Annotated in this window: 10 protein-coding genes; 8 read left to right on the top strand and 2 right to left on the bottom strand. The window is 25.2% G+C overall.

What is annotated here, in order from left to right; all coding sequences use genetic code 11:
- Nucleotides 1-112: 112 nt before the first annotated feature.
- Nucleotides 113-1,993: a sensor histidine kinase gene (locus AMRN_RS00665; RefSeq protein WP_099311072.1), complete on the top strand. Its 1,881-nt coding sequence runs from the start codon at nt 113-115 to the stop codon at nt 1,991-1,993.
- A gap of 28 nt (nt 1,994-2,021) precedes the next feature.
- Here AMRN_RS00665 and AMRN_RS00660 read toward each other — a convergent pair whose 3' ends face one another.
- The gene (locus tag AMRN_RS00660; RefSeq protein WP_099311073.1) at nt 2,022-2,618 is read right to left on the bottom strand and encodes a peroxiredoxin; all 597 of its coding nucleotides are present in this window, start codon (nt 2,616-2,618) and stop codon (nt 2,022-2,024) included.
- Between the two features lie 206 nt (nt 2,619-2,824).
- On the opposite strand from AMRN_RS00660, the gene trxB reads away from it, so the two are divergent.
- Entirely contained in the window at nt 2,825-3,754 is a 930-nt protein-coding gene (trxB, locus tag AMRN_RS00655) for a thioredoxin-disulfide reductase (protein ID WP_099312698.1), read from the top strand.
- A 12-nt stretch (nt 3,755-3,766) separates the two neighbouring features.
- Here the strand turns inward: trxB and AMRN_RS00650 are convergent, their stop codons facing one another.
- Nucleotides 3,767-4,456, bottom strand: a complete 690-nt coding sequence (locus AMRN_RS00650; RefSeq protein WP_099312734.1) for a prolyl hydroxylase family protein — start codon at nt 4,454-4,456, stop codon at nt 3,767-3,769.
- Between the two features lie 204 nt (nt 4,457-4,660).
- Here AMRN_RS00650 and AMRN_RS00645 point away from each other — a divergent pair, with 204 nt between their 5' ends.
- The 6 genes from AMRN_RS00645 (at nt 4,661) to AMRN_RS00620 (ending at nt 12,513) form a co-directional block, all read left to right on the top strand.
- Nucleotides 4,661-6,310, top strand: a complete 1,650-nt coding sequence (locus AMRN_RS00645) for a sensor histidine kinase (RefSeq protein WP_118897336.1) — start codon at nt 4,661-4,663, stop codon at nt 6,308-6,310.
- A 60-nt stretch (nt 6,311-6,370) separates the two neighbouring features.
- On the top strand, nt 6,371-8,164 hold the full coding sequence (locus AMRN_RS00640) for a diguanylate cyclase (protein WP_099311369.1): 1,794 nt from the start codon (nt 6,371-6,373) through the stop codon (nt 8,162-8,164).
- Between the two features lie 72 nt (nt 8,165-8,236).
- Complete coding sequence (locus tag AMRN_RS00635) at nt 8,237-8,878, top strand: CBS domain-containing protein (protein WP_099311370.1); 642 nt, start codon at nt 8,237-8,239, stop codon at nt 8,876-8,878.
- Between the two features lie 188 nt (nt 8,879-9,066).
- Nucleotides 9,067-10,395 carry a DNA phosphorothioation system sulfurtransferase DndC gene (gene dndC, locus AMRN_RS00630; RefSeq protein WP_099311371.1) on the top strand — a complete coding sequence of 443 codons (1,329 nt, stop codon included), beginning with the start codon at nt 9,067-9,069 and terminating at the stop codon, nt 10,393-10,395.
- Complete coding sequence (locus tag AMRN_RS00625; RefSeq protein WP_099311372.1) at nt 10,382-12,133, top strand: AAA family ATPase; 1,752 nt, start codon at nt 10,382-10,384, stop codon at nt 12,131-12,133. Before dndC ends, AMRN_RS00625 begins: the two co-directional genes overlap by 14 nt.
- The gene (locus AMRN_RS00620) at nt 12,130-12,513 is read left to right on the top strand and encodes a DndE family protein (protein WP_099311373.1); all 384 of its coding nucleotides are present in this window, start codon (nt 12,130-12,132) and stop codon (nt 12,511-12,513) included. Before AMRN_RS00625 ends, AMRN_RS00620 begins: the two co-directional genes overlap by 4 nt.
- Nucleotides 12,514-12,522: the final 9 nt, after the last annotated feature.

Here is a 12,522-nt window from a genome sequence, read left to right as displayed (position 1 = left end):
ATTGATTATACATAATATAAAATTATTTTTATATTTAACTTTCAAAACTATACTAATATAATCTTTAGTGTTTAACACTTTTTAGTTATAATTAGTTAAGAGGTAAAGGGCTATGACTTACAAAGATGAAAAAAAGCTTATTAATTTACTTAAATATTCTCCTTTAATTTTTATTTTTCTTATATTTATAACTATTAGTCTTTTTTTATACTCTCAAAATAAAAAAAATTTTGAAGATGATAAAAAAGTTTTAGAAGAAAATTTTATAAATTCAAATAAAAAAAATATTAAAAATGATGTAGAACATATCCATAGTTATATAAATAAAATTCAAAAAGAAACAGAAAATGAATTAAAAATAAATCTTCAGCAAAGAGTTTATGAAGCATATAATATTGCACTAAGTATCTATAATTTAAATAAAAAACGACCTAAAGAAGAAATAAAAAAGATGATTAAAGATGCCCTTGTAAATATTAGATTTTTAGATGGAAGAGGTTATTTTTATATCTATTCATTTGATTATGAATGCATTTTACTTCCTGTAAATAGAAGTATGGAAGGTTCAAACTTTTATTATTTTAAAGAAGGAAAAGGTAAATATCTAACAAGAGAGATTATTAAATCACTACAAAATAAAAAAGAAAGTTTTTTAAAATGGTGGTATCACAAACCTAATGATATGAAAAATCAATATGAAAAGATTGGCTTTAATAAATCATTTGAACCATTTAATTGGTATATTGGAACAGGTGAGTACATAGATGACTTTGAAAAAAAACAACAAAATAAAGTTTTAGATTATATTAGTAAATTACAGTATAAAAAAGATTATATTTTTGTAATAAACTCAAAAGCACACTATTTAAGCCATCCTATTAAAAAATATATAAATAAAGATATAAAAACAGTAAATAATGTAGAAAAAGATAGTATCGATTTTATAATAAATGAAGCAAAAAAGAGTAGTAAAGGGTATATTACTTACAAACAAAAAATTCGATTTGACAATAAAAAAAATTTAACAAAAACAAGCTACTTTGAATATATTCCTAAGTGGGACTGGATAATAGGAAAAGGTTTTTATAGAAGTGATATAGAGAAACAATTAAAAACTAGAAAAGATTTTTTAGATGATCAATTTAATGAAAATATACAAACATTATTTGTAATTTTATTTTTCATAATGCTAATATTTTTAGGACTTAGTCTTTATTTATCTAAACATTTTGAAGAAATATTTAAAAAATATAAAAACTCTATTCAAAAATATATTAATGAAAAAACAAAACAACAAAAAAATATTGCTTTTCAAGCAAAAACAACTGCCTTAGCAGAGATGCTAGTTAATATCTCTCATCAATGGAGACAACCTTTATCAATAATCAGTACTATTTCAACTTCTATGCAAGTTCAAAAGCAACTTGATTGCTTAGATGATAAAGATCTAATAAGAAACCTTGATACTATAAATAATACAACACAACAACTATCTAAAACTATTGATGAATTTAATACACTCTTTAAAAGCCAAGATATAATCTCTACATTTAGTAGTGATGAACTTTTGGATAAATGTTTTAATATCGTAAAGTTTGATAAACAAATATTAATAAAAACATCTATTGATTCTATAACTTTAAGTAGTTATAAATCTGATTTAATACAAGTCTTAATTAATATTTTTAGAAATTCAAAAGAGGCTTTTTCTGAATCTATTATTAATAATAAGATTTTAGATATAAAGATGAAAAATAAAGATGAAAACCTTGAGATAACTATAGTGGATAATGCTCTTGGCATAAGTAAAAAGACACTTTCAAGAGTTTTTGAACCATACTTTACTACAAAATATAAACAACAAGGTAAAGGTAATGGTCTTTTTGTATGTAAAAATCTAGTTGAAAATAGCCTAAAAGGAACAATGGAAATAAAAAGTATTAAAAATTTTGTGGAGGTAAAAGTAATAATTCCTAAGAATATAAAAGAGTAAGACTTAGGCTTACTCTTTTAATAAAATATTATAAGTTATCTTCGTTTTTAGCAAGATATTCAGCAACACCTTCTTTGTCTGCTTTCATACCCTCATCACCTTTATTCCATCCAGCTGGGCAAACTTCACCATTTTCGTTTGTGAAAATCATTGTATCAACCATTCTAATCATTTCATCAATATTTCTACCTAATGGTAAGTCATTAATAACTGCATGTCTAATAGTTCCATCTGCATCTAATAAGAATGAACCTCTTAAAGCTACTGATTCATCAAATAATACATCGAAATCTCTTGAAATTTGTTTTGTAATATCAGCAACTAATGGGAATTTAACTCTTCCAATACCACCTTGATCAACTGGTGTTTCTCTCCAAGCAAAGTGTGAAAATTGAGAATCAATAGATACACCAATTACATTTACGCCTCTTTGTCTAAACTCATCTGCTCTTTTAGAAAATGCAATAATTTCTGATGGGCATACAAATGTAAAGTCTAGTGGATAAAAGAATACAACTGCACCTTTTTCTCCGATATTTTCATATAAATTAAAATCTTCAACAATTTGTCCATCAGCTAAAACTGCTGCTGCTGTAAAATCTTTTGCTTTGTTTGTTACTAACATGTTTTTCCTTTTATTAATAATTTTTTTTGTTTTGTTGGTGAAATTATATACAAATCATTTTAATCTATATTTGACTAATTTTGTTAATAAAAAAATTTAAGAAAATATTTATTTATTTATAATCTTTTTCTTAAGAAAATTTTTATCCTTTAAATTATATAATCTCATCATAATTATACAATATAAAACAAAGTAAGGAATAAAATATGTTAGATTTAGCGATAATAGGTGGAGGGCCAGCAGGATTAACAGCTGGATTATACGCCACAAGAGGTGGATTAAAAGATGTAGTAATGTTTGAGATGGGGATGCCAGGAGGACAAATCACAGGAAGTTCAGAAATAGAGAACTATCCAGGACAAGAAAAAGTAATGTCAGGATTAGATTTGATGCAAACATGGCCAGAACAAGCAATGAAATTTGGTTTAAAACATGAAATGAAAAAAACAACATCAGTTGTTAAAAATAATGATATTTTTACATTAACTACAGAAGATGGAAATACATATGAAGCTAAAGCTGTTTTATTAGCAACAGGTTCAGTTCCAAGACGTGCTGGATTTAAAGGTGAAAATGAGTTTTTTGGAAGAGGGATATCAACTTGTGCTACTTGTGATGGATTTTTTTATAAAGGAAAAGAAGTAGCAGTTATTGGTGGAGGAGATTCAGCATTAGAAGAAGCAGTATACTTATCAAAGATATGTTCAAAAGTATATGTAGTACATAGAAGAGATACATATAGAGCAGCACCTACAACAATAGAGCATATGAAAAATACAAAAAATATAGAAGAAGTAACAAATGTAGATGTAGAAGAAGTATATGGAGATATGTCAGGAGTTACAGGATTAAAAGTAAAAAGTAAGATTGATGGAAGTATCAAAGACTTAGCTGTACCAGGAGTATTTGTATTTGTAGGAAGAGATGTATTAAATGAGCCAATAAAGAATGAAGATGGAACATTTATATGTGAAACAAACAAGCAAGGTGAGGTTATTGTTGATTTAAAAATGAAAACTTCATTACCTGGTTTATATGCTGCTGGTGATGTTAGAATTGATGCTGCTAAACAAGTGGTTTGTGCTGCTGGTGATGGTGCTACTGCTGCTGTTGATATTATTGAATTTTTAGGATAGAGTTTTTCTATCCTAATTTATAATAGCATCATGCCATTGAACAAGTGTGAAGCGATTTCCACTTGTTACTTCTAAAACTTCATGAGTAAATACAGGATTACTTAAAAACACTACCATATCACCACTATTTACTCTAAGTTTTACTACTTGTTTATTTTCATCATACAAATAGTTAAAAACAAGCTCTCCTCCAGTGTAATCATCACTTAAAAAAAGTACTGTTGTAACTCTTCTTTGATGTGCAACTGTTGTAAATCCAACAAGCTTATTATCTTTTAATATCATATTTGAATCATCACTATGTGCTTTATAAAAACTTCCTTTTGTATACTCTAAAACTTGTGGTTTTGTTGAAGTTGTCAAAGCTAAACAAAAGTAATCCTCTATTTTCTTTTGAAAAAATATAAACTGCTTTTTATAAAGATTTATATACTCTTTTGGTAGTTTATGAATTTTTGTTTCTCTAATACTCTTATCAATTTTTCTATTTATTATATTGATATCTTTTTTTCTAACTTTTGCTTGTTCGACATCATCATCAACTCTTAGAATTTCATTTAATTGTTCTAAATTCTCTTTTGAAAAGAAATCTTTTATAACTAAAAAAGGATACTCATAATAAGGATTTGGCAAAAGCTTAGTTGGCAGTTCTAACTGCATAATATCTTTTGGACAATATATTTTGTTACTGATTTGATACATATTAACTCTATTATTAAATTAGATAAATTATATTATTTAGTATGTAATTATATTCTATTAAAAGCAATATATCCTAAAAATAATCTTAAAATTATGTTTATTAAATAAAGTACTGTATTTTGGGCTTTATTCAAAGAATATTTATGTTTAATTTATAAAATACACATTTATTTGAGATAGAATAAATAAACAAAAAGGAAAAAAGTGAAAACACTATTTAAAAATCGATATTTAGTACTCATAATATTTATATTATATTTATTAACATTTAATATTTTAAGTTATAACTACTTCTTAGAAGATTTTAAAAACTTAGAAATAAAAGAGAATAAAAAAAACTTATCATCTTTAATAAATAAAATAGATAATAACTTAGAAAACATATATAATATTACAAATGATTATGCAAAATGGGATAAAACTTACGATTTTATTCTTACAAAAAATAAACAATATATTTATGAACTTTTTAGAAGTAATAGTAATACATTAGCTGATTTGGGTTTGGATTTTATGATATTTCAAAACCTAAACTATGAGACTATTTACTCAAATTTCAATAAAAACTTTGAATTAAAAAAAGATACTAATGAATTTATTAATCAAATTATTCAAAAATACAATAAAGAAGAACATGCAACAATTTTAACATTTGAGAATAAATACTTTTATACTGTAAAAACTAATATATTAAAAACTGATTCTACAGGAAAAATAAGAGGTTATCTTTTTGCAGGAAAAGAAATAACTATTAAAGATTTAGATAATGCAGCAATTTTTGATAAGATAAAAATAAACTCTAAAAAAGAGAAAAAGTTTAATGACTCTTTAAATAGTAGATATCTTCACAAAATAGATATTTTTGCAACATTAAAAGATAAAAATATAAACTCATACTTATATTTTTATAACCATAATAAACAAATAAAGTTTTCCCTTAAAGTATCTCAAAAAAAAGAGATATATATAAAAGGTCAAAAACAGATTCTAATTTTTAATACAATAATTTCTTCACTATTTATTGTGTTACTTTATATTTTATATATACATACTTCTTATCAAGAAAAACTAAAAAAGCAGTTACATGAAAAAGTAAGAGAAGAGATAGAGAAACAAAGAAAACAAGAGCAGTTATTGATACAACAAAGTAAATTAGCAGCAATGGGAGAGATGATAGGAAATATAGCCCATCAATGGAGACAACCACTAAATGCATTGGGATTAGTAATGCAAAATATGCAGTTTGCATATAGTATGGGTGATTTGGATGATAAGTTTATGGAAAGAAGTATAAAAAAGACAAATATATTAACATCAAGTATGTCAAAAACAATAGATGATTTTAGAAACTTTTTTAAACCAAATAAAACAAAAGAGTATTTTGAGATAAATAAAACAGTAAAAAAAGCGATATATTTAATAGAATCAACATTTGAACATAGCTATATAGAAATAGAAAAAGAGTTTAGCAAAGAAGATATAGAAGTATATGGATATACAAATGAGTTTTCACAAAGTATATTAAATATATTATCAAATGCAAAAGATGCATTAATAGAAAAAAAAGTAGAAGATGCAAAGGTAAAAATAAGAGTCTATAAAGATAAAAATAGTGCAATAGTACAAATAGAAGATAATGCAAAAGGCATAAGTGAAGATATAAAAGATAAAATATTTGAGCCATATTTTACAACAAAAGAAGAGGGAAAAGGAACAGGTATAGGATTATATATGACAAAAACCATTATTGAAAATAGTATGGGTGGTGCTATTATTGTAGAAAACATTAATCTTGGTGCTTGTTTTACTATTAAAGTACCTATTTCAGTAAAAGAAAATAAGAAACTTAATTAATATAAGCTATTTTAGTAAAAAAGTGTCCTTTTTATGCTAAAATTAAAATAGGAGTATATTATGAAAGCTATATTTATAATACTTTTCTTATTTTATTATGCATATTCTCAAAATATTGAGAACCTTCCTATTGATAAAAAATTTGATACAAATCTAACAACAAAAGAGCTTAATTTTTTAAAAAAACACGATACACTAAAACTTTGTATTGATCCAAACTGGATGCCACTTGAAAAGTTTGAAAAAGATAAATATATAGGAATTACTTCTGATTATATGAAAATATTCCAAAAGAAATTGGATATTAAAATAAAAGCAATAAAAACAGACTCATGGTCACAATCTTTGAAGTATTCAAAACAAAAAAAATGTGATATTCTTTCACTTGTAATGCCAACAGATACTAGGCAACAGTACTTGAATTTTACAGAGCCTTATCTTTCAATACCTTTAGTACTTGTTACAAAAATCGAAAAACTATATATTGCAAATCTAAAAAAAATCAATGAAAAAGTAGGTATTGTAAAAGATTATGCATTTATAGAACAACTAAAAAAAGATTATCCAAATCTAGAAGTAGTTGAAGTTAATAACTTAAAAGAGGGATTAAATAAAGTTAAGAACAATAAGTTATTTGGTTTTATAGATACAGTTACAGCAGCAGGATATCAAATACAACAACACTATTTTGGTGAACTTAAAATCTCTGCAAAATTTGGTAATTTTTGGGATTTAAGTATTGGAACAAGAAAAGATATGCCACTTTTGAACTCTATTTTCAATAAAACACTTATAAAAATTTCACAAGAAGAACATCAATCTATCTTAAATAAATGGATAAGTGTAAAGTATGAAACAAATGCAAATTATGGATATATTTTTAGATGGCTAGGAGCAATTAGTATCTTCTTTTTTACAATTTTTTTCATAATAATTAGAGCAAATAGAAAATTAAACAAAGAGATAAAAAATAGAAGAAAAATAGAAAAAGAGCTTAAATCATATATCAAAATCGTAGATGAAAATATAATATCGGCAACTACTGATTTAAAAGGTAATATAATTCATGTCTCAAATGCATTTTGTAAAGTTTCAAAATACTCAAAAAAAGAGTTATTAGGTAAAACACATTCTATTTTAAAACATGAGAAAATGGATGAAAAAATATATAAAGAACTTTGGGAAACTATTTCAAAAGATAAAATTTGGCAAGGAGAAATAAAAAATAAGACAAAAGAAGGAGATTGTTTTTGGGTTAAAGCAATTATCTCTCCTACATTCAATGAAGATGGTATAAAAGTTGGCTATACCTCAATAAAAGAAAATATTACAATAAAAAAGAAATTAGAAAGATTATCTATAACAGATGAACTTACCAAAACTTATAACAAACGATATTTTAATGAATTAATGCCAAAACTTTTAAATAGTATAAAAAGAAAAAATGAATATATAACATTTTCAATATTTGATATTGACTATTTTAAACTATACAATGATACATATGGTCACTTAAAAGGTGACAGTGCGCTAAGAAAAGTTACAAAAGAAGTAATGAGTAATTTAAATAGAGCAGATGATTTTTGCTTTAGATTAGGAGGAGAAGAGTTTGGAGTTGTATTTAAAGACTCAAATCCTGAAAAATCAAAGAAATTTTTAGAAAAAATAAAAAATAATATTGAAGAACTAAAAATTCCCCATAAAAAAAACAATGTTTCACCTTATGTGACAGCTTCTTTTGGATATGTTTGTACAAAAGCAAAAGATATTATCTCTGTTGATATTTTATATAAAAAAGCTGATGAACAATTATATAAAGCAAAAGAAAATGGAAGAAATACAGTTTTACCATAAAATTTATGTTTTTTATTAAACAATCATTAAATCAAATATATTATTATATAATAACAACATAAAGGATATAAGATGTTTGCTATATATAATAATGGAAGTGTAGGATTTAGAAGTACTGCTGATAATCTATATGAATTAAAAAATCTTGATGCTCCTGCTGAGGCTAGATTGAAACCTGATGATGATACACTTTTTCAAGACTACTTAGAACATGAAAAAGAAGATAAGCAAACAGAACAAAAAAATCAAAAAGCAGTAAATGCTTATAAAAAAATGGCCAATTTAGATATCTCTGAAGAGGTTTATCAAGTACAAGATATAATGACAAAAGATATAATTTATATTGATAATAAAGCTTCTGTAGAACAAGCTTATGAAAAGCTAAAAGAAGAGAGTGTAAGTCATATACCAATAGTCTCTTTTGGAAAAAAAATCATAGGAATAATAAACAAAAAAACTATTCTAAATCTATTAATAGAGGATATTGAAAACTATCAAAATATATTAAATAGAAATCTTGAGGACTTAATTTTAAAAGAAGTAATCACAGCTGATCCAACAGCAGATATTAGAAGTGTTTGTAAAATTATGCTTGATTTTAAAATTGATGCAATTCCAGTTGTAAATGAAGAGGATGTAATAGTAGGAATAGTTTCAAAAACAGATATAATCAAAGCAGTTTCACATCTGCCAAAATTACAGCTTTGGTCTTGAATAAAAGAATAAAAGTATAAAACTATATTCTTTTAACAGATTTTCTAAAACTAGTAAGGTTATTAAATAAAATTTTATTTATTTTAATTTAATAAAACTAATATATTAATATAACCACAATCAAATTAATTTTTAGATATTATCTCAAAAATAATATAGATATTAATAAATTTTAAAAAGATATAATTATGGAAATAGCAAGACAAACAATAGATGCATTAAAAGAACAATATTTTGCAGACAATAGACCTTGGGTAGTGACATATTCTGGGGGAAAAGATTCTACTACAGTATTGCATCTTGTGATTACTATGATACAAGAACTACATACTGAGGGAAAAGATACTAAGCATATTTATGTTGTATCATCTGATACAACAGTTGAAATGCCAGTAATAGAAAACTATACGAATACCAGATTAAATCAAATTACAAAATTTTCAAATGAAACAGATTTAAAAATATCATGTCATAAGCTAGAACCAAAAGTTGAAGAATCATTTTGGACACTGATGCTAGGAAAAGGTTATCCTGCACCAACGAGTTCATTTAGATGGTGTACGGAAAGAATGAAAATAGATCCAGCTACAGAATTTCTAAAAAGTTTAGTAAATAAACATCAATCAATTCTTATGCTTTTAGGTGTAAGAAAAGATGAGTCTATTTCAAGATCTAATTCAATTGAGGGAAGAGTTTTAAATCATAGAGGATTATCAGTACATGATAGTATTCCAAATGCGTATGTATTATCTCCAATTAAATTTTGGTCAAATGCAGAAGTTTGGACTTATTTAACTAAAAATCCTTTTCCATGGGGTGACCATAGTTATATGATGAGCTTATATGACAAAGGTTCAGGTGAAGCTGATTGCAATATTGCATTACATCCTGATGCGGCAACTTGTGGAAAAACTAGGTTTGGTTGTTGGGTTTGTACCGTTGTTGAAAGTGACCGTTCAATGGAAGGGATGCTTAAAAATGGTGAAGAGTGGATGAGTCCACTTTGGCATTATAGAGAAAAAATATATACATATAGAAACGATTTAGAGAAAAGAGATACAAGAAGAAGAAGTGGTCAAGTGGGGGCTGGACCATTTTTAATGGAAACAAGAAAAGAACTTTTAGAAGATTTACTTAAAACAGAAGTTAAAGTAAATGAAAATTATCATTCTATGAAAATAAACGATGCTGATTATAATCCAAGTGAAAAAATTGCTTTAATCAAAGATGAAGAGATTGAATTGATTCAAGAAAACTGGAATAAAGATGGTGATATTTCAAATACTGCATATAGAATAGCTCAAAAATTTGATAAATTGCTAAATAAACCTGTAAAAACTGAATTAAGAGAAGACTTAGAAGTCTTAGATGAAGAGAATTTTAACATTGATTTATTTGAAAGGATTCATGAGATTCAAGCTTATAGAAAAAACATATCAAATAGATATGGTGTATTAAATGATATAGAAAAAAGAGTTGTTGACTTCTATAAAGGAGAGTTTCGTGAAACTAACTAGTATCACATTGAACAATATGTTCTCTTATCATGGAACAAATAGTATATTATTTAATAATATCTCATGCATAATAGGAGCTAATGGGTATGGTAAAACATCAATTCTAAATTCTATCAAATTATGTTTAGGTCAATCAAAAATAGATATTGATTCTGTACTTAATAATAATGCAGAAGAAAAAAAATGTTGGGTAAATCTTGATTTTGATGAGTTTAATATTAAAAGGACTTGGAATTTTACTTCTAAATTTGAAGAGTCACTTTCAGTTATATTAAAAGATGGTGAGAAATATGAAGATGATGAAGCAGAACATTTTATTCAGAATAAAATACCTGAGTTTTTGATTGATTTTTTATTTTATGATGGTGAGATAGGTAATAATTTACTTTTATTATCAAATATAAAACTAAAATCAATATTTGATTATATATTTGATTTAGATCTTTTAGTAAACACTCAAAAGGACTCACAAGCAGTTTCAAAAAGATTACTTGAAAAAAATAATGATGACTCTACAAAAGAACTTCTAGTTCTTGAAAATCAAAGATTGGATATATTGGACTTAATATCAAATCAAAAAGAAGAGTTAATAGAAAAAGAAAAAGAGTTTAAAATTCAAAAAATGAATTTACAAAAATCAAATACTCAAATAAGAAATAAGAGTAAAAAGGTCAATAAACTACATGAAGAATTAGATAAAACAAAAGCAATACTTGATGAAAAGGCATCGAAATTAAAAGAGATTATTCTTTGGCAGATGCCTTTGCTTTTGAATAAAAGAATATTTAATGGTATACAAGATAGAACTTCTAGTGCTTTAAAAATAGAAGATGAATCACTTTTTTCAAATAAGTTTCACAAGTTTATTCAAGAAATAAATTCACCACTTGAAGAAAATAAAATTTTAGAACTATTTAAATCAACTATGATTAACAATTCACCAAAAATTCAACTTTCAATGTCTAACAATGATTTTAAAAAACTTATTGAAGAGATGAAAGACTTAAAACTTATAACTGTTCAAATAGAAGAAAAGATTAAAATAGCACAAGACTCAATAATGGAACAAGAAATGATGCGTTCTTTAGTAGAATCAAGAGATTTACAAGAAGAAGAACTAAATGTACTTGATAAATATATTCAAGAATTAAAAGATAAAATCGAATCAAATACTATAAAATCAAAAGAGATAAATAAAACTTTAACTCAAGCATTTAAAGAAAATCAACACAAATATGCATTTATAAAAGGATATGAAGAGTTACAGATTATTTCAAAAGTAAGTGCCCGAGTTTATAATAAAAGATTAGAAAAAGAACTTTCAATCTTTAATGAGAAACTAAAAGAAAATACATCACGGTTTTTAAAACAATATGACCATATAAGTAATATATTTATCAATGATAATCACAATATAATAATCACAGATAAAAAAGAAGAGAAGTTAAGTACTAAATTACTTTCAGCAGGTCAAAAACAAATATTAAACTTTTTGATAGTTAAGACGATTTTAGATTTTAAAAATTTTGCATCATTTGTAATGGTAGATACTCCATTTGGAAGACTTTCAAATAAAAATAAAGAGCTTTTACTTAACTCTTGTTATTTATCTTTTGAAAATCTAATTTTACTACTAACAGATAGTGAATATGATTTTGTAAAAACTCAAAATCTCAACTATAAAACATACCAAATCAAAAGAAATGATTTAGGGTCGAATATAGAGGAAATAACATGATAAAAACAACACAAGAAATAGAACAATATCTTTATCCCTTATCAAAAATGCTAAACCTTGAAAATGAACCCAAATGGGTAATCCTTAGATTTATGATAAATATATCGCTATCATTAGAAAAGGAGTTTAAAGATATAGATGTTCCAAATTATGATGGCAAAGAGTATAGACTGGTACAAATAACAGGTGAAGGAAAAGAGAGCGAAGACTATACAAAACTTTTTTGGGATATGATTGAAGTTTTTGATAATATTACTATTACATCAAAAAAGAAACTAGAGGAAAACCTCCAACGACATATCGTAAGAGGTTATTTGATACTTAAAACATCACTAAAATCTGATAGTAATATTTTTGAGTTTATTGGGCAGGATTTTTAATTCTCCCCT

Origin of the sequence: Malaciobacter marinus (assembly GCF_003544855.1) — a bacterium.
In the GTDB taxonomy this organism is placed as follows: domain Bacteria; phylum Campylobacterota; class Campylobacteria; order Campylobacterales; family Arcobacteraceae; genus Malaciobacter; species Malaciobacter marinus.
Note: the sequence above shows the minus strand (reverse complement) of the source record. Positions and strands in the feature narration are given on the sequence as shown.

What these genes read in the sequence shown, in the direction of transcription:
- AMRN_RS00665 (WP_099311072.1), top strand. Translation starts at nt 113, where the DNA reads ATGACTTACAAAGATGAAAAAAAGCTTATTAATTTACTTAAATATTCT.
- AMRN_RS00660 (WP_099311073.1), bottom strand. Translation starts at nt 2,618, where the DNA reads ATGTTAGTAACAAACAAAGCAAAAGATTTTACAGCAGCAGCAGTTTTA.
- trxB (WP_099312698.1), top strand. Translation starts at nt 2,825, where the DNA reads ATGTTAGATTTAGCGATAATAGGTGGAGGGCCAGCAGGATTAACAGCT.
- AMRN_RS00650 (WP_099312734.1), bottom strand. Translation starts at nt 4,456, where the DNA reads ATGTATCAAATCAGTAACAAAATATATTGTCCAAAAGATATTATGCAG.
- AMRN_RS00640 (WP_099311369.1), top strand. Translation starts at nt 6,371, where the DNA reads ATGAAAGCTATATTTATAATACTTTTCTTATTTTATTATGCATATTCT.
- AMRN_RS00635 (WP_099311370.1), top strand. Translation starts at nt 8,237, where the DNA reads ATGTTTGCTATATATAATAATGGAAGTGTAGGATTTAGAAGTACTGCT.
- dndC (WP_099311371.1), top strand. Translation starts at nt 9,067, where the DNA reads ATGGAAATAGCAAGACAAACAATAGATGCATTAAAAGAACAATATTTT.
- AMRN_RS00620 (WP_099311373.1), top strand. Translation starts at nt 12,130, where the DNA reads ATGATAAAAACAACACAAGAAATAGAACAATATCTTTATCCCTTATCA.